An 18,935-nucleotide genomic window follows, 5' to 3' on the forward strand; every position below is an offset into this window, starting at 1 on the left:
GGCTCCGGGACCCCCCACGGAACGCCTGGTCGGAGCCGCCCCCGGTGCTCGGCGCCGATCAGCGCCCGTAAGCTGCGCGGACCACCAGTACGCCTTACCGGAGCCCTTCTTGACCAGTCCTTACCGTGCGATCTTCGCCGCCCCCGGCACCAAGGGGTTCTCGGCGGCCGGACTTCTCGGCCGGATGCCGCTGTCCATGCTGGGCATCGGCGTGGTGACCATGATCTCGCAGCTCACCGGGCGGTACGGCCTGGCCGGCGCGCTCTCCGCGACGCTGGCGCTGTCCGCGGCCGCCATCGGCCCGCAGATCTCCCGGCTCGTCGACCGGCACGGACAGCGGCGGGTGCTGCGCCGGGCGACCGCCGTCTCCGCCGTCGCCGTGGCGGGACTGCTGGTCTGTGCGCAGCAGCGGCTGCCGGACTGGACGCTCTTCGTCTGCGCGGCCGGCGGGGGCTGTGTCCCGAGCGTCGGCTCGATGGTCCGGGCCCGCTGGGCGGCGATCCACCGGGGCGATCCGCGGATGCTGCACGCCGCGTACTCCTGGGAGTCGATCGTCGACGAGGTGTGCTTCATCTTCGGTCCGATCCTCTCCATCGGGCTCTCCACCGCCTGGTTCCCCGAGGCGGGTCCGCTGATGGCGGGCGGCTTCCTCGTCGCGGGGGTGTGCTGGCTGACCGCGCAGCGCGCCACCGAACCGGCCCCGCATCCGCACGGCCACGGCCCCGGCGGCTCCGCACTGGGCTCCCCCGGGCTGCGGCTGCTGGTGCTGACGTTCGTGGCAACGGGAGCGATCTTCGGGTCGATCGACGTGGTGACGGTCGCGTTCGCCGACGAGCGCGGCCACAAGGCACTGGCCAGTCTGGTCCTCGCGGTGTACGCGCTCGGATCGTGTCTGGCCGGGGCGGTCTTCGGACTGCTGCACCTGCGGGGGGCCGCTTCCAGCAGATGGCTGGTGGGGGTGTGCGCGATGGCGCTGAGTATGATCCCCCTCCAACTGGCCGGGAACCTGCCGTTTCTGGCCGGGGCGCTCTTCGTCGCGGGGCTCTTCGTCGCACCGACGATGGTGACCACGATGGCCCTCATCGAGCAGCACGTACCGCGCAGCAGGCTGACCGAGGGCATGACCTGGACCAGCACCGGGCTCGCTGTCGGTGTGGCACTCGGCTCCTCGGCCGCCGGCTGGGCGGTCGACGCGGGCGGGGCACGCCAGGGGTATCTGGTGCCGCTCGTGGCGGGAGCGCTCGCGGCCGCGGTGGCGTTGCCCGGCTACCGCCGGCTCAATGTGCCGGTGCCACTAGACGGGAGCGGGGCGGATGACCGGTACATCAAGAACACCGGCTGCGGCACGGACGGCGACGGCGGTACGGCCGGCGGGGACCTGGCGTAACTGGGCGGGGAATGTCACCGCCCGCCCGGCCCGGGAGGTGACGCCGGCGTCCGCCGCCGAACTGGCCGACGCCGTCAGGCGGGCGGCGGACGACGGCCTGAAGGTGAAGGCCGTCGGCACCGGCCACTCGTTCACGGCGGCCGCCGCGACCGACGGGCTGCTGATACGCCCCGGTCTCCTCACCGGCATCCGGGAGATCGACCGCGCGGCGGGCACGGTGACCGTCGAGGCCGGCACACCGCTGAAGCGGCTCAACCAGGCGCTGGCGCGTGAGGGTCTCACCCTCACGAACATGGGCGACATCATGGACCAGACGGTGGCGGGCGCCACCAGCACCGGCACCCATGGCACCGGCCGCGAGTCCGCCTCGATTTCCGCACAGATCCGGGCGCTCGAACTGGTGACGGCTGAGGGCTCGGTGCTGACGTGCTCGGCGACGGAGCACCCCGACGTCTTCGCGGCCGCCCGGATCGGGCTCGGCGCTCTGGGTGTCGTCACGGCGATCACCTTCGCGGTGGAGCCGGTCTTCCTGCTGACGGCCCGCGAGGAGCCGATGGGCTTCGACCGGGTGACCGCCGACTTCGACCAGCTGGTCGCCGAGAACGAGCACTTCGAGTTCTACTGGTTCCCGCACACCGGCAACTGCAACACCAAGCGCAACAACCGCAGCGCGGGGTCGGCCGCCCCGCCCGGCCGGGTGGCCGGCTGGATCGAGGACGAGCTGCTCTCCAACGGCGTGTTCCAGGCGGCGTGTTCGCTGGGCCGGGCCGTCCCCGCGACGATTCCCGCGATCGCGAAGATCTCCAGCCGGGCGCTCTCCGCCCGCACCTACACGGACATCCCGTACAAGGTCTTCACAAGTCCGCGCCGGGTGCGCTTCGTCGAGATGGAGTACGCCCTGCCCCGGGAGGCCGCGGTCGGGGCGCTGCGGGAGGTCAGGGCGATGGTGGAGCGCTCGCCGCTGCGGGTGAGCTTCCCCGTGGAGGTCCGCACGGCGCCCGCGGACGACATCGCGCTCTCCACGGCCTCGGGCCGGGAGACCGCCTACATCGCGGCGCATATGTACCGGGGCACTCCGCACCGGGCGTACTTCACCGCTGTGGAGCGGATCATGACCGCGCACGGCGGCCGGCCACACTGGGGCAAGCTGCACACCCGCGACGCGGCGTACCTGGCGGAGGTCTACCCGCGCTTCGGCGAGTTCACGGCCGTACGCGACCGGCTCGACCCGCAGCGGCTGTTCGGCAACGACTACCTGCGCCGGGTCCTGGGCGAGTGACCCCCACCGGGTGACGGACCTGCGGGACCGTCACCCGGTGGGGCGCTGTCCCGCCGGGTTCTGTGTGGCTGTGTCCGGCGCGTTGTCCTGCCCCCCGGTGCTGTCGTGGCCCGAAGTGGAGCCCGAGCCGTCACCGGACGAGCCGGAGGGCGTCGGGTCCGGGGTCTGCGCGCCGCCGCCCGTCGCGGGCTGCGAGGGACTGGGCGTCGGACCGGCCGACGTGCCGCTCTTGCCGGGGTCGGGCTTCGACCGGCCGGTGTCGCCGGATCCGGAGCCGGTGCCCGGCGACGGGTCGGGGCCGGTGCTCTGCTGCCGGTCCTGCTGCCGGGGGTCCTGGCTCTGCTGCGGGTCGGTCGAAACCGCCGGCCCCGGCGAGTGGTGCCGAGTGCCGCTGCCGCCCTGGACCACCGAGCCCACGGTCGTCCCCGGGCCGCCGCTGAGCCCGTGTCCCGAGAGCAGCTCGAAGCCGCTGATCCCGGCCATCGCCACGAGGAACACGACCAGGGCCGCGAGGGATGAGCGCTTCCAGCCCCGCACCCGCGTCCCGTGCGTCGTGGCCTCGGTGAACTCCTCACCGCTGAACCCTTCTCCGGCGACCGGCGTCAGCGGCCTCGTCGCGTCCGGCTCCCCATCGCCGGGGAAGCCCCCCGTCCGGTCCGCACCGGACTGTCCGGGCCACGGCACCGCGATCGTCGGCGGCGCCTCCCCCGGCTCCGGAGCCCCCGGCACCTGCCGTACCGGGATCTTCAGGGCCCTGGGCTTGACCTGGACCGTCACTTCGCGGATCTGCTCCCCGGTGCGCCGGAAGAAGTGCTGGAAGATCGTGCCGCCACAGGTGGCGATCACACTCACCAGGCCCGCGCCGATGATCGTTCCGTACACGCCGAGCTTCGATGCAAGCACCGCGGCCACCACAGCGGCGAACGCGCTGCCCGCCACCTGAGGGACGCTCAGATCGAGCTGCCCCCTCTTCCCGCTTCCGGTCTCTGCGCCGCCGTCCGGCTTCTGCTCCATCACCAGCCCCTGCTTGTCCATCTGGTTACACCCTGCACCAGAAAGGGACATTTGAGCGAAGTGGATAGTTCCACTTCAGAAGATTGTGTGAAGCACAACACCCGCAGGCATACGCTGGCGGCACTTACGAGGCTCCCCCTCCGCCGGGCCCCGGGAAGTTCAGCGGCGAGCCGTCCACCCCCTTGGCCCGAATGGAGTACTGTGGCGAGCCCTGGGCCCGGCCTCCCTCAGGGGTGTCCGGACAGGCGGGAAGGGGCCTAAGGCGGCACTCGAACCGGCGGCACCATGGCACTGCACGGGCGCCTCGCTGCACAGAGTGACCGACGGTCGCTCTGCGTCGCAAACAGGTAACCGTGCCATAACGGCGTTCCAGGGCTGAGGCCCGACACGCCGGATAACTCGGCAAGGTTGTGGCGTGCTGTACCCGGGCAGGCCACACTCGACTAGCGGAAGCAGCGACGCACGTGACGTCGGCAGGCACCACCCGGGAGGTTCCCATGCCCGAACTGCGTGTCGTGGCCGTCTCGAATGACGGCACACGACTGGTGCTCAAAGCTGCGGACAGTACGGAGTACACGCTTCCGATCGATGAGCGGCTGCGTGCCGCGGTCCGTAATGACCGCGCCCGCCTCGGCCAGATCGAGATCGAGGTGGAGAGCCACCTCCGTCCCCGTGACATCCAGGCACGTATAAGGGCCGGCGCCTCCGCCGAAGAGGTAGCCCAGATGGCCGGAATCCCGGTCGACCGGGTCCGCCGCTTCGAGGGGCCGGTACTCGCGGAGCGCGCGTTCATGGCCGAGCGGGCCCGCAAGACACCTGTACGGCGTGCCGGTGAGAACACCGGCACCGGTCCGCAGCTCGGCGAGGCGGTGAACGAGCGGCTGCTGCTGCGCGGCGCCGAGCGGGACACCGTGCTCTGGGACTCCTGGCGCCGCGACGACGGGACCTGGGAGGTCCTGCTGGTCTACCGGGTCGCCACCGAGACGCACTCGGCGAGCTGGAGCTACGACCCGCCCCGCCGCCTGGTGCAGGCCATGGACGACGAGGCCCGGTCGCTGATCGGCGAGTCGGACGACTCACTGGCGGCGCCGGAGCCGAGCTTCCCGTTCGTACCGAGGATCGCCCGGCTGCCCCGCGACCGGCCCCTCGACCGTGCTCTGGACCGGCAGATGGGGCAGATGGAGCGGCCCACCGCACCGGTGCCCGCTCCGCCCGAGCCCGATGAGAGCGGCAGCGGAGAGCGGGACTCCCTGACCAGCCTGCTGGAGGCCGTACCGAGCTTCCGGGGGGACATGGTCGTGCCCGAGCGCCCCGCGCCGCCCCAACTCCCGCCGTCCGAGCCCGCGCAGGAGCCGGAGTCCGAGGAGCCGCCCGCGGCGTCCGCCGGGGCCGGTTCGGCGTACGCGGACGTGCTGATGCCACGTGCGGTGGCCGGTCACCGCGACCGGCTGACCGGGACGACGGACCGGCAGGCCGAGGCGGACGGCGTCCGCCCGGGCAGGCGTGCGGCCGTGCCGAGCTGGGACGAGATCGTCTTCGGCACCCGGCGCAAGAAGCAGGAGTAGCGGGAACAGCGGCACTGGTTGAGCCGGGGCCCGTACGCACTGCGTACGGGCCCCGGCCGCTGACAGCTCTAGGGTGTGGGCCCCGTGGCGACCGGGCGGGACTCGTCCGACGACCACTCGGACCAGGACCCCGCGTAGAGCGCCGCCCGGATCCCGGCGATCTCCAGCGCCAGCACCTCGTGCGCGCCCGACACTCCCGATCCGCAGTAGACGCCTACCTCCGCGCCCTGGTCCGCCGCCCCCAACGCGGCGAACCGCGCGGCCAGTTCACCGGCGGCCAGGAAATGCCCACCTGCTCCGGTGTTCTCCGACGTCGGGGCCGAAACCGCGCCGGGGATATGCCCGCCGACCCGGTCGACGGGCTCCACATCGCCCCGGTAGCGCTCGGCGGCGCGGGCGTCCAGCAATACGCCCTTGCGGGCCAGTTCGGCCGCACCGTCCGCGTCGAGGAGCGGCAGCGCGCCGGGCGCGGGTACGAAGTCGCCCGGTGCGGGCACCGGTGTGCGCGTGGAGAGCGACCCGGACCAGGATGCGAGACCTCCGTCCAGCACCCGGACGTCCTGGTGGCCGGTCCAGCGCAGCAGCCACCAGGCGCGCGCCGCGGCCCACCCCTGGCCGCCGTCGTACACGACGACCGGGGTGTCCGCCGAGACGCCCGCGCGGCGCAGCACCGCGCCCAGTCCGGCGGGATCGGGCAGCGGATGGCGGCCGCCCGCGCCGGGCGGACCCGCCAACTCCGTGTCCAGGTCGACGAAGACCGCGCCGGGGAGGTGGCCGGCCTCGTACTCGGGGCGCAGGTTCGGGCCGCCGAGCTGCCAGCGGATGTCGAGGAGGACCGGCGGACGGGGCCCGGCCAACTCGCTCGCGAGATCGGATGCGGTGATGATGGGTGTCATGACTGCCATCCTCGCCCAGTGTCCGGCGCACACGTAACGCCGTAGAAAAGGACGAGGAGTAGCAAAACAGGCATCCTCCTGCTGGAACGTGCAAAATGCGGCGCGGCCGGGGCGCGGCGCGCGGCAGGTGGTGGAAGCATCGGGGCGGGGGGCGGCCCACCGGCCCCCGCACGGCCACCACCGATGGTCCGAGGAGAGAGCGAAAATGACCGAGGCAGCCTCGCGGCGCAGGCCCGGAACCCCCTGCTGGGTGAGTCTGATGGTGCACGGCCTGTCAGAGACCCAGGAGTTCTACGCCGACTTGTTCGGCTGGGAGTTCGGGCCGGGTCCGGAGCAACTGGGCCCCTATGTACGTGCGCTGCTGGACGGCCGTGAGGTCGCGGGGATCGGGCAGATGCCGCCGGACCGCCACCTGCCGATCGCCTGGACGACGTATCTGGCCTCCGACGACGCCGACGCCACCGCGGAGGCCGTCAGGCACTGCGGCGGGACGGTAGGAGTTGGCCCGCTGGACGCGGGCGAGGCGGGACGGCTGGCCATAGGGTCGGACCCCGAAGGCGCGGTCTTCGGCATCTGGCAGGCGGCGGCCCACGTGGGCACCGCGGAGTGGGGCGTGCCCGGGTCCCCGGCGTGGAACGAGCTGGTGACCCGGGAGACCGGACCGGTCGGCAAGTTCTACCAGGCGGTGTTCGGTTACGAGACGGAGGCGGTCGTCCCGGCCGAGTTCGACCGTCTGACGCTGTATCTGGAGGGCCGGGCGGTCGCCTCGCTGCACGGGGCCGGCCAGGCGCTGCCCCGTGACAGGGGACCGCACTGGATGACGTACTTCGAGGTGGCGGACGTCGACGCGGCCGTGCGCCGGGTGACCGAGCTGGGCGGGCAGGTGCACCAGCCGCCGCACCAGGGCGAGATGGGGAGGCTGGCCACGGTCGCCGATCCGGAGGGCGCGGTCTTCACCGTCGTGCGGACGGAGCGCTGACGTCCTGCCGGACGCCAGTCTCCAGGCACACCCGTGCCGTTGGCGGTCTCTCCGTGGTCCGGGCCCGGGCGGCGGCCGGACCACGGGTCATCCGCGCGAGCCCGCGCGAAGCGAAAAGCGGGGCGAACGCGCATGCGAAAGCGTTCGTCATGCTGTCGGACTGAGGAATGGGGAATGGGGACTGAGGACTGAGGACTGAGGACGTCCCTGGCCTCCGGTGCCGTACCGCCCCCGGCGGAGCGAGGGACGCGCGGCTCAGGCGGAGTTGGAGGGCAGGACGTCGGGAGAGAGCGCCGCGGCCCTGACCGCGCCACTCGTCATACGCCGGCGGTGATGCTGTCGGCAGAGCACCTCGTAACCGACCTCCCCGGCCGAGCGGTCGACATCACCCACGACCACCTGCTCGCCCTCCACGACCATCGCGCCGCCCACGGTGCGGGCGTTGTGGGTGGCGCGGGCACCGCACCAGCACAACGCCTCGACCTGTAGGGACTCGATCCGGTCCGCGAGTTCGATCAGCCGCTGCGAGCCGGGGAAGAGCTTGGTGCGGAAGTCGGTCGTGATACCGAAGGCGAAGACGTCCAGTTTCAGGTCATCCACGACCCGGGCCAGCTGGTCGATCTGATCGGGCGCCAGGAACTGCGCCTCGTCGACAATGACATGGTCGACCCGGCCGCCCTTCGACATCAGGCCCACCAGATAGGCGTAGAGATCCATGCCGGGCGCCGCCTCGACCGCCTCCGTCACCAGCCCGAGGCGGGAGGAGAGCTTTCCCTGACCGGCGCGGTCGTCGCGCGTGAAGATCACGCCCTGCAGACCGCGCGCGGAGCGGTTGTGTCCGATCTGGAGCGCCAGCGTGCTCTTTCCGCAGTCCATCGTTCCGGAGAAGAACACCAGTTCAGGCATGGGGAGTCGAAGACCTTTCGGATCTGCGGGGAGGGGGGCGGCAGGCAGCGGCGCGAACGGGCGCGGTTACGAGCGCACTTCGAGCAGCGGCACCAGCTGCTCCGCCGGGGTCATCGAGCCGTGCATGCCGACCATGGCCGACTCGTGCGGCTCACGGCGGGACGCGGTGATCACCACATCGGCGTGGGCCGCGGCGACGACGTCGCCGATCCGCCCGTACACCCGCTCGTCGACCGCCGGGCCGAACCAGCCCGCCGCGATGGCCTCGTCGCGGCCCGCCACCCAGAACTGCTCGCCGAGCACCTCGCGCCAGACAGCCAGCACATCGCTGTGGGCGCCCGGGACGGCGTAGACGTGCCGGGCGCGGCCCTCGCCGCCCAGCAGGGCGACGCCCGCGCCCAGTTCCCAGTCCTCGTCGAAGTCGATGCGCGACTCCTCGTCGAACGGGATGTCGATCATGCCGTGGTCGGCGGTGACATACAGCGCCGACCGGGGCGGCAGCTGCTCGGCGAGGCGCTGGACGAGCCGGTCGACGTACATCAGCTGGCCGCGCCAGGCGTCCGAGTCCATGCCGAACCGGTGGCCCTTGGAGTCCACCTCGCTGTAGTACGTGTAGATCAACGAACGGTCGGCGGCGCCCAGTTGGTCGGCGGCCAGGTCCATCCGGTCCTCACCGGTGAGCCGGCCCCTGAAGGTGCCGCCGCTCAGCGCGATCTTGGTGAGCGGGGTGTTCTGGAAGTCGGGCGAGGAGACCTGCGCGGTGTGCACGCCCGCCGCGTCGGCGAGCTGGAAGACCGTGGGGTACGGCTGCCAGACATGCGGGTCGGTCCAGGGGCGCCAGCGCAGCTGGTTCATCAGCTCGCCGGTGGCCGGGTTGCGGGTGGTGTACCCGGTGAGACCGTGCGCGCCGGGCGGCAGTCCGGTGCCGACCGAGGCGAGCGACGTCGCCGTAGTGGCGGGGAAGCCGGCGGTGAGCGGACGGCCGGTGCCGCCGCGCGAGGCCGGCAGCAGTGAGTGGAGGTACGGGGCCTCGTCGGGGTGCGCGCGGATCTGCTCCCAGCCGAGGCCGTCGATGAGGAAGACGCAGTTCCGGTCAGCGGGTGCCAGTTCCGGGATCGCGGAGGTGAAGCCGGGAACTCCCAGCCCCGCGGCGATCGTCGGCAGCAGGTCGGCGAGCGAACCCGAGCCGTACTCCGGCACCGGGGCGGTGGAGAGGGCGAGCGGAGCGGTGTCGTCCGCGTACGGCCAGTCGGGCAGAGCCATCAGCGGCCGGCCGCCGCGGTCGCCTCGGAGAGCGCCTGGGAGAAGGCGAGGGTCTGGCGGACCGTGTCCGGGCCGTCACCCGCCTCGCTCACGCGCAGGCTCAGATCGTCGGCGGTGGAGTTGCCCGTATACCCGTGGTCCGCCTCGCAGTTGGGGTCGCCGCAAGCGGCGGGCTCCAGGTCGAGCCGGGCGACCGCGCCCCAGCCGATGGTGAGGACGACCTCACGGGGCAGGGTGCCGGGGACGTACTTCTCCGGGTTGGCCACGACCCGGCTGAGCACCACGGAGGAGATCCGGCCCAGCTTCACCGACTCGGTCGACGTGGTGGCGAACGGCGTCGGGGAGCTGCCGTCGGCGGCCTGCTCGTCAGTGTGGCTGACGATGAAACGGTTGCCCGTCAGGACGAGGACCGTGACATGGCGGCGGACCTCGTTGGAATCGAACGTCGTCTCCTGGTGCACCAGGTACGAAGAAACCGGCTCGCCGCCGACAGCGGCCTCCACCGCCTCGGCCACGAGGGCCGGGTAGTAGCCGCTGCGCTCGATCGCCGCGCGGAGCCCCTGGGTCGTTGTACCGGTCTTCGCCATGGGCTCCATCTTAGACCGATGGCCGTGGGGGGAGAGGCCCCCGGAGCAGGGCCCGCACGGGCCCGGCGCGACGGCCCCCAGCAGCTGTCGCCCTTGCCGGCCGGCCCTCAGTAGCTGGGAAGGCGGCGCGGGCCGAGGTCGCCGAGTGCGTTCGCCGGTGCGAGCCGTACTGCGGCCCCGAGCACGGAGAGGCCGTTCTGCCCGACCACTACCGGTTCGAGTGCGACGGACACCACTTCGGGATGGTCGTCCACCAGTCGCGACACCCTCAGCAGCAGCTCTTCGAGGGCCCCGGTGTCGACGGGTGCCGAGCCCCGCCAGCCGAAGAGCAGGGGCGCGGTCCTGATGCTCCTGATCAGTTCGGCCGCGTCCCGGTCGGTGGCCGGGACGAGGCGGTGGGCGGTGTCGCCGAGCAGTTCGGACGGCGCCCCGGCCAGGCCGAAGGAGAGGACGGCTCCGGCTGCGGGGTCGATCGCGGACCGTACGACGGTGTCCACGCCGCGCCCCACCATGGACTGCACCACGGGCCGGACCTCGGCCGGGCTGCCCAGCTCGGCGGAGAGTTCGGCATAGGCGCGGCGCAGCCCCGCCTCGCTCGCGATGTCGAGCCGCACGCCACCGAGATCGGGGCGGTGGCGCAGATGGGGTGCCGTGGCCTTGAGCGCGACGGGGTAGCCGAGGTGCTCCGCCGCGGCGACGGCGGTGTCCGCGTCCGGGGCGGGACGGGCCGGCAGGACGCGGATGCCGTACAGCCCCAGGAGTTCGCGGGCGTCGTCGGGCGAGAGGGCCAGGCCGCGTGTGACGTCGACGCGGGTGGTGGCGAGCAGCGCCTCGATCCGGCCGGCGGCGGCGCTCTCGTCGATGTCGTCGTACTCGGGGACCCGGCCGGGCTCGGCGGCCTCGCGGCGCCACTGCGCGTACCGGACGGCCTGGGCGAGCGCGCGCACGGCCCGCTCAGCGGCCGGGTAGGCGGGGATGCCCCGAGTGCGGGCGACGGGGGGCGTGGCGGTGGCTGCCGCACGTGCCGAGTCGGCTGTATCCGCGGTGCCGGTGCTGGTGCCGGCCGTGTCCGCTGTCTCGGCGCGGCCGGCCCGTTGGACCTCTCCCCCGGCGCTGTCCGGGGCGGTCGCCGTACCCGGGCCTGCCGTCGCGGCGGCCGTCCCGCCGCGGCCGCGCACCGTGCCGGTGGCCGCCGCCAGGGCCTCGGCTAGACCGCCGATCTCCAGATGCACCACGGCGACCGGCTTGGCGGGGCCGTCCGCGGCCGCTTCGCGCAGGGCGGCGGCCAGCACCTCGCCGTCGCCCGACTCGGTCACGCCGTTCTCGCCCACCCAGGGGATCGCCGTGATCAGTACCGCGTCGCAGCCGTCGTCCGCCAGGGCCCGGCCGAGCGCGTCGCGGAAGTCCTGGGGGGCCGCGTCCGTCGTCAGGTCGACAGGCGGGAGCGGGCGCAGGCGCTCGGTGAGACAGGCGTCGTACGTCAGCAGGCCGAGCGACTCGGAATTGCCGAGGATCGCGACGCGCGGCCCCGCGGGCAGCGGCTGGTCCGCGAGCAGCAGACCCGCGTCGACTAGTTCGGTGACGGTGTCGACCCTGATCACACCGGCCTGCCGCAGCAGCGCGGAGACCGTGGCGTCCGGGACCCGGGTGACCGGGACCGCGTGGCCGGGCGGGGCGCTGCCGCTGTGCCGGGCGCCCTTGACGACCACGACCGGTTTCACCGCCGCGGTGCGCCGGGCGAGGCGGGTGAACTTCCGGGGATTGCCGATCGACTCCAAGTAGAGCAGGGCGACATCGGTGTCCGGGTCGTCGTGCCAGTACTGGAGGAAGTCGTTCCCCGACAGATCGGCGCGGTTGCCCGCCGAGATGAAGGAGGAGAGTCCGGCGCCGCGCCGGTGCAGCGCGGAGAGCAGCGCGATGCCGATGGCGCCGGACTGGGTGAAGAGCCCGATCCGGCCGCGCGCCGGGGACTCGGGGGCCAGCGAGGCGTTCAGCCGGACTGCTTCCGCGGTGTTGATGAGCCCGAAGGCGTTCGGCCCGATGATGCGCATGCCGTACGAGCGGGCCCGGCGCAGCAGCTGACGCTGGTGCAGCAGCCCTTCGAGCCCGCTCTCCGCGTAACCGGCGGAGATCACGACGAGCCCCTGCACCCCGCTCGCCCCGCAGTCGTCGACCACGTCGGACACCTGTGCGGCCGGTACGGCGACGACCACCAGGTCGACCGCGTCCCCGGTGGCGGCGACGGATGCCACCGAGCGGTGGGCGGGGGCGCCGTCCACCTCGGTGAGGCCGTCGGGGAAGGCGCGGTTCACCGCGTAGGTGCGCCCGGTGAAGCCGGAGCCGTGCAGATTGCGCAGGACCGCCCGCCCGACCCCGCCGGGCGTGCGCCCCACTCCGACGACGGCGACGGAGCGGGGGGCCAGCAGCCGCTGCACCGACCGGGCCTCCGCGCGCTGCTCGCGGGCGCGCTGGACGGCGAGGGACGCCTCGGTGGGTTCCAGATCGAAGGTGAGGTGGACCGAGCCGTCCTCGAAACTGCGCCGCTGCTCGTACCCTGCGTCCGTGAAGACCTTGATCATCTTGTTGTTGGCGGGCAGCACTTCAGCGGTGAAGCGGCTGACCTCGCGCTCCCTGGCGACCGCCGCGATGTGTTCGAGCAGCGCGGAGGCCACACCGCGCCCCTGATGCGCGTCCTGGACGAGGAAGGCGACCTCGGCCTCGTGCGCGCCGGTCCGGTCGTAGCGGACGGTCGCGATGAACTCGCCGCCGACGGTCGCCGCCAGACCCACCCGGTCGACGTAGTCGTGATGGGTGAAGCGGTGGACGTCCTTGGCGGAGAGCCGGGGGTACGGAGCGAAGAAGCGGTAGTACTTCGACTCGGGCGAGACCAGCTCGTAGAAGCTGACGAGCCTGTCGGCGTCCTCGGCGGTGATCGGCCGGATCCGCGCGGTACCGCCGTCGCGCAGCACCACGTCCGCTTCCCAGTGGGCCGGGTACTCCTGGTGCGGGTTCTCCTCCAGCGGGGGCTGCATGCTGAAAGCGTACGGGTCGCGGTGGTACGGGGAGCGGTGCAGTCTGGGATCCGGCAGAGCCGTCCCACGCCCCGCCCGTGCAAGACTGGTCTGGACGACTTTCGCAGAACTCGAAGGGCAACACCATGGCTGAGCGTCGCGTAAAGGTCGGCTGGACCGAGGGCCTGCACGCCCGGCCGGCCTCCATCTTCGTCCGTGCCACCACCGCTTCCGGCGTCCCGGTGGCGATCGCGAAGAACGGCACCGACCCGGTGAACGCGGCGTCGATGCTCGCCGTTCTCGGACTGGGCGTGGAGGGCGGCGAGGAGATCGTGCTCACCTCGGATGTGGACGGCGCCGACGCCGCTCTGGACCGGCTGGCCAAGCTGGTCGCCGACGGGCTCGACGAACTCCCCGAGACCGTCTGAGCGAGTGTCCGGCCCGGCACGCACCGGGCCCGGGCGACGGGAAGCACGTCCCCGCCGCCCGGCAACCCAGCATGCCGATGTGTGCGACTGTGCGGGAAACGGCTCAGACGACTATGACCCGGCGCCCGCGGGTGTGACCGGCCTGGCTGTCGGTGTGCGCCGCCGCGGCCTCGGCGAGCGTGTACGACTTCTCGACCGGGATGTGCAGCTTTCCCCGCGAGATGAGGCCGGCGGCCTCCGCGAGCGCGTCCGGCACGCTCCCGGCCACGCCGGAGAACCGGACACCGAGCGCCGGCGCACCGAGATCGGCGATGGAGATCACCTTCTGCGGGTCCCCGGTCAGCTCGACCAGCTCGCCGATCACGCCCGAGCCGGCCAGATCGAGAGCCGCGTGGACCTGCCCGAGCTGCCGCACCCTCTCGGCCCAGCCCTCGCCGTAGGTCGTGGCGACGGCACCCAGGCTCCGCAGATAGTCCTGGTTCGCGGCCCCGGCCGTGCCGATCACAGTGATGCCCCGGTCGCGGGCGATCTGCAGCACCGCCGAACCGACTCCCCCGGACGCACCGCTGACCAGCAGCGTCTGCCCGGGCCGCACCCCGGTCTCGCGGATGATGCGCAGCGCGGTCTCCACCACTGAGGGGTACCCGGCCGCCTCTTCGAACGTCAGCGTCTCGGGCATCCGACCCCAGGCCGACAGCACGGCGAACTCGGCGTAGGTGCTCGCCCCTTCGCCGAACACGTGGTCGCCGACCTCGACCCCTTCCACGCCCTCGCCGACCTCGTCCACCACACCGGCGGCGTCCAGCCCGACCCCGGAGGGCAGTTCGGTCGGGTGGGCCCCCAGGACCTGTCCTTCCCGGACCCGCCAGTCGACGGGGTTCACACCCGCCGCCCGCACGGCGATGCGTATCCGGCCGGGGCCCGCGTGGGGCTCCTCGGCGTCTATGAGTTGCAGAACGTCCGGACCGCCGAATTCGGCGAAGATCACTTTCTTCATGCGACCGAACGTAGCACTAACCGTTAGTGTTTAACAACAGCTCCGGTTTTGCACCTGATAGCATCAGTCCATGACCGTGCCGCCCGGCCGCCGTGAGCGCAAGAAGGCCGCGACCCGCCAGAAGATCGCCGACACCGCCCTGCGGCTCTTCCTGGAGCGCGGGTACGACGCGGTGGGCATCCGCGATGTGGCCGCCGAGGCCGACGTGGCCGTCACCACGCTCTTCTCCCACTTCGCCTCGAAAGAGGCCCTGGTGTTCGAGCGGGACGACGACTTCGAGCAGCGCCTCACCCAGGCGGTCACCGGCCGGACGCCGCAGGAGCCGCTCATCCCCGCACTGCGCCGCGAGATCCAGGCCCAGGTGCGACACTGCACGGCCGACAGCGCCGCGCCGATCTGGCACATGATCGACGAGTCCCCCGCCCTGCGGGAGTACGAGGAGTCGATGAGGCTGCGTCACGCGGAGTCGCTGGCAACAGTCATCGCCGCCGATCCCGGCCTGTCACAGACCACAACGGCCTGCCGGACGATCGCGAGGTTCGCCGTCGACGCCTATTCGCTGGCCCGCGAGGCGGCCGATCCGCAGGCCGCGGTGGACGAGATCTTCCGGATGATCGAGGCGGCCTGGGAGGTCACCTGACCGTCTCGACATGCCAGGTTGACCGCGACCCGACTGTTCTCTATTCGGCCGCCACCAGAAAAGCAGAACATAAAAAGACAGCACGGGACTGAGCGACGAATACGGCAGAGATAAGGGCCGGAATTCCCCTTCCCTGTATACGGCAGCACTGTTAATCAGTGATGCTCGCAATGTTTACAGCATGTTGCGAATCCCTCACACGCCCCTGCTTCCGCAGCCGGTGCGCCGCAATGGCACGCTCGGCGTGCACCGCGGTCAGAGCGCGGGCCCGCTCCGCGTCGCCGCGCGCCACCGCGTCCACGATGGAGCCGTGCTCGGCCCAGGACACGACGGGAAGGGCCGGCTGGTCGACCGCGTACATCCAGCTGATCTTCTGCCGCAGCTGACCGAGCAGCGTGGCCAGCGCCGAGCTGCCCGATGCCTGCGCCAGCGTCTCGTGGAACCAGCCGCCGAGCGACCGCAGATCCTCGCCCTGGCCGCGCCCGGCCCGCTCCTGACCGAGCCTGACCAGGCCACGGAGCACCTTCAGATGAGCCTCGGTCCGCCGCTGGGCGGCGCGCGCCGCACCCATCGGCTCCAGGAGCATCCGTATCTCCAGCAGGTCGGCCGCCTCCTGTTCGGTCGGTTCGGCGACACAGGCGCCCGCATGGCGGCGGGTGACCACGAACCCCTCGGACTCCAGGGTCCGCAGCGCCTCACGGACAGGGACGCGGGAAACTCCGTAGCGGCGCGCGAGCACCTCCTCGGTCAGCCGGCCGCCCCGCTCGTACACGCCCGAGATGATGTCGTCACGGATTGCCGTGCATACCGAATGTGCGGGAACGCGCATGACCGAACCTCCGCATCGACGCCCGCATATCGCGGTCCGTACGCACCTGTGCGGCGACTCTATGGCAGGGCAGGTTAATTCCCGAAGGCCCCCGGTAAATCATGGATATCTTTTGGCCAGGCAAAAGCCGGACGTACGAACGCCGGGCGTGAGGAAGATATCCGTGCGAATGCGAACACCCGGAACCCGTGTGGCCCCGGCGCCAGGAGCGCCGGGGCCACACGGGACAGCCGGGTCGGACATCGACGCCGTGCGAGCGCAGGTACGCGACGGGGCCGATGTCCGAGCCGTGGCCGGGACCCCGCAGATCCGCTCCGGCCGCCCGGTGCCCCCGGGCGGCCGGGGCCTCAGCTGGCGACCACGGTCACTTCGCCGATGCCCAGCGCCCTGACCGGCTCCACGATCTGCGCGGCGTCCCCCACCAGGACCGTCACCAGCCGGTCGTCGGGGAACGCGGAGACCACGGCTGCGGTCGCCTCGACCGTGCCGGTCGCAGCGAGGCGCGCGTACAGCTGTGCCTGGAAGTCGTCCGGCAGGTGCTGCTCGACCTGGTCGGCGAGCGTGGCCGCGACCGCGGCGGCCGTCTCGTACTTCAGCGGGGCGACGCCCACCAGGTTCTGCACGGCGACGTCCCGCTCGGTGTCGGTCAGTCCGTCGGCGGCCAGCGTCCTGAGGACCTTCCAGAGGTCGTCGAGCGCGGGTCCTGTCGACTCGGTGTCCACCGAACCGCTGATGGCGAGCATGGCGGCGCCCGTGCCGTCCGGGGCGGAGCGGAGGACCTGGCTGAAGGCGCGCACGCCGTAGGTGTAGCCCTTCTCCTCTCGCAGGACGCGGTCCAGACGGGAGGTGAGCGTCCCGCCCAGGCAGTACGTGCCGAGGACCTGGGCGGGCCAGACACGGTCGTGCCGGTCGGCGCCGATCCGGCCGATCAGCAACTGGGTCTGGACCGCTCCGGGGCGGTCCACGACGATCACGCGGCCGGTATCGTCCGCGGTGATCGGGGGGACCGGCCGGGGCGTGCCCGCGTTGCCCTTCCACTCGCCGAGGCTCTCGGCGAGCACCGCGTCCAGGTCGGTCCCCGCCAGATCGCCGACGACCACGGCGGTGGCGGTCGCCGGCCGGACGTACGCGTCGTAGAAGGCACGGACGGCGGCCGCGTCGATGCGCGCCACCGTCTCCTCGGTGCCCTGGCGCGGACGCGACATGCGCGCGGTGGCCGGGAAGAGCTCCTTGGAGAGCTGCTTGGCCGCCCGGCGGGCCGGATTGGCCAGCTCGTGCGGGATCTCGTCCAGCCGGTTGCCCACGATCCGCTCGACCTCGCTCGGGGCGAAGGCGGGCGCCCGCAGCGCGTCGGCGAGCAGGCCGAGCGCCTTGGGCAGCCGGGAGACCGGCACTTCGAGGGAGACCCGGACGCCGGGGTGGTCGGCGTGGGCGTCGAGGGTGGCGCCGCAGCGCTCCAGCTCGGCGGCGAACTCCTCGGCGCTGTGCTTGTCGGTGCCCTCGGAGAGGGCCCTCGCCATGATCGTGGCGATGCCGTCGAGCCCCTCGGGCTCGGCGTCCAGCGGGGCGTCGAGGCTGATCTCGACAGCGACGACCTGCTGTCCGGGACGGTCGCAGCGCAGCACCGTCAGGCCGTTGGGCAGGGTGGAGCGCTCGGGGGCCGGGAAGGCCCAGGGCCTGGGAGCCCCCGCCTGGGGCTGCGGGTGGAAGGCCATCATCACGGCCGCGGGGTCGGTCACTGGTCCGCCTCTGTGCTCTCGGTGGCTGCGGTGGTCGCGGTGGCCTCGTCGGACGCGCCCTCCGCACTGGTCTCTTCGGGCTCATCGGCGGTGACGGGCTCGTACACCAGCACAGCCCTGTTGTCGGGGCGCAGCCGGGCCTTGGCTACCTGCTGCACCTCGTCGGCCGTGATGTCCAGCACCCGGCCCACAGCGGTCAGCGCCAGCTGGGGGTCGCCGAACAGCACCGCGTACCTGCACAGTTCGTCGGCCCGGCCGGCGACCGTACCGAGCCGGTCGAGCCACTCGCGCTCCAGCTGGGCCTGCGCGCGCTCCATCTCCTCGGCCGTGGGGCCCTCGGCGGCGAAGCGGGCCAGCTCCTCGTCGACGGCCGCCTCGATCTGCGGGACCTCGACACCGCCCGACGTCTTGACATCCAGCCAGCCGAGCGAGGGGGCGCCGGAGAGCCGCAGCAGGCCGAAGCCCGCGGCGACCGCCGTACGGTCCCGGCGCACCAGCCTGTTGTGGAGCAGCGACGACTCGCCGCCGCCCAGGATGGTCAGCGCGATGTCCGCGGCGTCGCACGCGCGGGTGCCGTCCTCGGGGAGCCGGTAGGCAGCCATCAGGGCGCGCGAGGGCACCTCCTCGTACAGCTCCTCGCGTACCTCACCGCCGAGGGTGTCGGGCAGCGAGCCGTCCCGCGGCGGCTGCTTGCCGTCGTGGGAGGGGATGGTGCCGAAGTACTTCTCGACCCAGGCGAGCGTCTGCTCCGGGTCGATGTCACCGACGACCGACAGGACGGCGTTGTTGGGCGCGTAGTTCGTACGGAAGAACGCGCGGGCGTCCTCCAGCGTCGCCGCGTCCAGGTCTGCCATGGAGCCGATCGGCGTGTGGTGGTACGGGTGGCCCTCGGGGTACGAGAGGGCGGTCAGCTTCTCGAACGCCGTGCCGTACGGCACGTTGTCGTAGCGCTGGCGCCGCTCGTTCTTGACGACGTCCCGCTGGTTCTCCATGGACTCCTCGTCGAGCGCGGCGAGGAGGGAGCCCATCCGGTCGGCTTCGAGCCAGAGCGCCAACTCCAGCTGGTGCGTGGGCATCGTCTCGAAGTAGTTGGTGCGCTCGAAGCTGGTGGTGCCGTTGAGCGAGCCCCCGGCCCCCTGTACCAGCTCGAAGTGCCCGTTGCCCTCGACCTGTCCTGAGCCCTGGAACATCAGGTGCTCGAAGAGGTGGGCGAGTCCGGTACGCCCCTTGACCTCGTGGCGTGAACCGACGTCGTACCAGAGGCAGACCGCGGCGACCGGGGTCAGGTGGTCCTCGGAGAGCACCACCCGCAGGCCGTTGGCCAGCCGGTGCTCGGTCGCTGTCAGGCCGCCGGAACCGGCCTCGGCTGTGGCCGTGTGACCCATGGGCATGTACGTCCCTTCGATCGCGTGTGT

Annotated in this window: 16 protein-coding genes; 6 read left to right on the forward strand and 10 right to left on the reverse strand. The window is 72.2% G+C overall.

Annotated elements, in window-relative coordinates:
- Window positions 1-109 precede the first annotated feature (109 nt).
- Together OG452_RS07435 and OG452_RS07440 are read left to right on the forward strand one after the other, a co-directional pair.
- Window positions 110-1,387, forward strand: coding sequence for an MFS transporter (locus OG452_RS07435; RefSeq protein WP_327294829.1), 1,278 nt, complete (start codon window positions 110-112; stop codon window positions 1,385-1,387).
- The gene (locus tag OG452_RS07440; protein ID WP_327294830.1) at window positions 1,314-2,666 is read left to right on the forward strand and encodes a D-arabinono-1,4-lactone oxidase; all 1,353 of its coding nucleotides are present in this window, start codon (window positions 1,314-1,316) and stop codon (window positions 2,664-2,666) included. Before OG452_RS07435 ends, OG452_RS07440 begins: the two co-directional genes overlap by 74 nt.
- Window positions 2,667-2,696: 30 nt before the next feature.
- Here the strand turns inward: OG452_RS07440 and OG452_RS07445 are convergent, their stop codons facing one another.
- Window positions 2,697-3,701 (reverse strand): hypothetical protein, encoded by a 1,005-nt coding sequence (locus tag OG452_RS07445; protein ID WP_327294831.1) that lies wholly within the window; start codon window positions 3,699-3,701, stop codon window positions 2,697-2,699.
- Between the two features lie 476 nt (window positions 3,702-4,177).
- Here OG452_RS07445 and sepH point away from each other — a divergent pair, with 476 nt between their 5' ends.
- Window positions 4,178-5,245, forward strand: coding sequence for a septation protein SepH (sepH, locus tag OG452_RS07450; protein WP_327294832.1), 1,068 nt, complete (start codon window positions 4,178-4,180; stop codon window positions 5,243-5,245).
- 68 nt (window positions 5,246-5,313) lie between these two features.
- Here sepH and OG452_RS07455 read toward each other — a convergent pair whose 3' ends face one another.
- A complete protein-coding gene (locus OG452_RS07455) occupies window positions 5,314-6,141 on the reverse strand; it encodes a sulfurtransferase (protein ID WP_327294833.1) in 828 nt (275 codons plus the stop codon).
- Window positions 6,142-6,346: 205 nt separating this feature from the next.
- On the opposite strand from OG452_RS07455, the gene OG452_RS07460 reads away from it, so the two are divergent.
- Window positions 6,347-7,120 carry a VOC family protein gene (locus OG452_RS07460; protein WP_327294834.1) on the forward strand — a complete coding sequence of 258 codons (774 nt, stop codon included), beginning with the start codon at window positions 6,347-6,349 and terminating at the stop codon, window positions 7,118-7,120.
- Window positions 7,121-7,375: 255 nt separating this feature from the next.
- Here the strand turns inward: OG452_RS07460 and OG452_RS07465 are convergent, their stop codons facing one another.
- From OG452_RS07465 to OG452_RS07480, 4 genes are all read right to left on the reverse strand, one after another.
- The gene (locus OG452_RS07465; protein ID WP_327294835.1) at window positions 7,376-8,026 is read right to left on the reverse strand and encodes a thymidine kinase; all 651 of its coding nucleotides are present in this window, start codon (window positions 8,024-8,026) and stop codon (window positions 7,376-7,378) included.
- A 66-nt stretch (window positions 8,027-8,092) separates the two neighbouring features.
- The gene (locus OG452_RS07470) at window positions 8,093-9,289 is read right to left on the reverse strand and encodes an alkaline phosphatase family protein (RefSeq protein ID WP_327294836.1); all 1,197 of its coding nucleotides are present in this window, start codon (window positions 9,287-9,289) and stop codon (window positions 8,093-8,095) included.
- Window positions 9,289-9,876: a DUF5998 family protein gene (locus tag OG452_RS07475; protein ID WP_327294837.1), complete on the reverse strand. Its 588-nt coding sequence runs from the start codon at window positions 9,874-9,876 to the stop codon at window positions 9,289-9,291. The genes OG452_RS07470 and OG452_RS07475 overlap by 1 nt, the downstream gene beginning before the upstream one ends.
- A gap of 107 nt (window positions 9,877-9,983) precedes the next feature.
- Window positions 9,984-12,908 (reverse strand): bifunctional acetate--CoA ligase family protein/GNAT family N-acetyltransferase, encoded by a 2,925-nt coding sequence (locus OG452_RS07480; protein WP_327294838.1) that lies wholly within the window; start codon window positions 12,906-12,908, stop codon window positions 9,984-9,986.
- 125 nt (window positions 12,909-13,033) lie between these two features.
- Between OG452_RS07480 and OG452_RS07485 the strand changes: the two genes are divergently transcribed.
- Window positions 13,034-13,315, forward strand: coding sequence for an HPr family phosphocarrier protein (locus OG452_RS07485; RefSeq protein ID WP_327294839.1), 282 nt, complete (start codon window positions 13,034-13,036; stop codon window positions 13,313-13,315).
- A 103-nt stretch (window positions 13,316-13,418) separates the two neighbouring features.
- Here the strand turns inward: OG452_RS07485 and OG452_RS07490 are convergent, their stop codons facing one another.
- Window positions 13,419-14,312: an NADP-dependent oxidoreductase gene (locus OG452_RS07490; RefSeq protein ID WP_327294840.1), complete on the reverse strand. Its 894-nt coding sequence runs from the start codon at window positions 14,310-14,312 to the stop codon at window positions 13,419-13,421.
- Window positions 14,313-14,382: 70 nt separating this feature from the next.
- Here OG452_RS07490 and OG452_RS07495 point away from each other — a divergent pair, with 70 nt between their 5' ends.
- Window positions 14,383-14,952, forward strand: a complete 570-nt coding sequence (locus tag OG452_RS07495) for a TetR/AcrR family transcriptional regulator (RefSeq protein WP_327294841.1) — start codon at window positions 14,383-14,385, stop codon at window positions 14,950-14,952.
- A gap of 151 nt (window positions 14,953-15,103) precedes the next feature.
- Here the strand turns inward: OG452_RS07495 and OG452_RS07500 are convergent, their stop codons facing one another.
- The 3 genes from OG452_RS07500 to OG452_RS07510 all read right to left on the reverse strand — a co-directional run bounded on the left by OG452_RS07500 (window position 15,104) and on the right by OG452_RS07510 (window position 18,911).
- Window positions 15,104-15,781 carry a GntR family transcriptional regulator gene (locus OG452_RS07500; RefSeq protein WP_327294842.1) on the reverse strand — a complete coding sequence of 226 codons (678 nt, stop codon included), beginning with the start codon at window positions 15,779-15,781 and terminating at the stop codon, window positions 15,104-15,106.
- Window positions 15,782-16,128: 347 nt separating this feature from the next.
- Window positions 16,129-17,496: a M16 family metallopeptidase gene (locus tag OG452_RS07505; protein WP_327299541.1), complete on the reverse strand. Its 1,368-nt coding sequence runs from the start codon at window positions 17,494-17,496 to the stop codon at window positions 16,129-16,131.
- Between the two features lie 20 nt (window positions 17,497-17,516).
- Window positions 17,517-18,911, reverse strand: coding sequence for a M16 family metallopeptidase (locus OG452_RS07510; protein ID WP_327294843.1), 1,395 nt, complete (start codon window positions 18,909-18,911; stop codon window positions 17,517-17,519).
- Window positions 18,912-18,935 lie beyond the last annotated feature (24 nt).

The organism is Streptomyces sp. NBC_01197, assembly GCF_036010505.1.
Classification (GTDB): Bacteria; Actinomycetota; Actinomycetes; order Streptomycetales; family Streptomycetaceae; genus Streptomyces.

What these genes read in the sequence shown, in the direction of transcription:
- sepH (WP_327294832.1), top strand. Translation starts at nt 4,178, where the DNA reads ATGCCCGAACTGCGTGTCGTGGCCGTCTCGAATGACGGCACACGACTG.
- OG452_RS07440 (WP_327294830.1), top strand. Translation starts at nt 1,314, where the DNA reads ATGACCGGTACATCAAGAACACCGGCTGCGGCACGGACGGCGACGGCG.
- OG452_RS07465 (WP_327294835.1), bottom strand. Translation starts at nt 8,026, where the DNA reads ATGCCTGAACTGGTGTTCTTCTCCGGAACGATGGACTGCGGAAAGAGC.
- OG452_RS07510 (WP_327294843.1), bottom strand. Translation starts at nt 18,911, where the DNA reads ATGCCCATGGGTCACACGGCCACAGCCGAGGCCGGTTCCGGCGGCCTG.
- OG452_RS07475 (WP_327294837.1), bottom strand. Translation starts at nt 9,876, where the DNA reads ATGGCGAAGACCGGTACAACGACCCAGGGGCTCCGCGCGGCGATCGAG.
- OG452_RS07455 (WP_327294833.1), bottom strand. Translation starts at nt 6,141, where the DNA reads ATGACACCCATCATCACCGCATCCGATCTCGCGAGCGAGTTGGCCGGG.
- OG452_RS07485 (WP_327294839.1), top strand. Translation starts at nt 13,034, where the DNA reads ATGGCTGAGCGTCGCGTAAAGGTCGGCTGGACCGAGGGCCTGCACGCC.
- OG452_RS07500 (WP_327294842.1), bottom strand. Translation starts at nt 15,781, where the DNA reads ATGCGCGTTCCCGCACATTCGGTATGCACGGCAATCCGTGACGACATC.
- OG452_RS07460 (WP_327294834.1), top strand. Translation starts at nt 6,347, where the DNA reads ATGACCGAGGCAGCCTCGCGGCGCAGGCCCGGAACCCCCTGCTGGGTG.
- OG452_RS07505 (WP_327299541.1), bottom strand. Translation starts at nt 17,496, where the DNA reads ATGGCCTTCCACCCGCAGCCCCAGGCGGGGGCTCCCAGGCCCTGGGCC.
- OG452_RS07495 (WP_327294841.1), top strand. Translation starts at nt 14,383, where the DNA reads ATGACCGTGCCGCCCGGCCGCCGTGAGCGCAAGAAGGCCGCGACCCGC.
- OG452_RS07480 (WP_327294838.1), bottom strand. Translation starts at nt 12,908, where the DNA reads ATGCAGCCCCCGCTGGAGGAGAACCCGCACCAGGAGTACCCGGCCCAC.
- OG452_RS07445 (WP_327294831.1), bottom strand. Translation starts at nt 3,701, where the DNA reads ATGGACAAGCAGGGGCTGGTGATGGAGCAGAAGCCGGACGGCGGCGCA.
- OG452_RS07490 (WP_327294840.1), bottom strand. Translation starts at nt 14,312, where the DNA reads ATGAAGAAAGTGATCTTCGCCGAATTCGGCGGTCCGGACGTTCTGCAA.
- OG452_RS07470 (WP_327294836.1), bottom strand. Translation starts at nt 9,289, where the DNA reads ATGGCTCTGCCCGACTGGCCGTACGCGGACGACACCGCTCCGCTCGCC.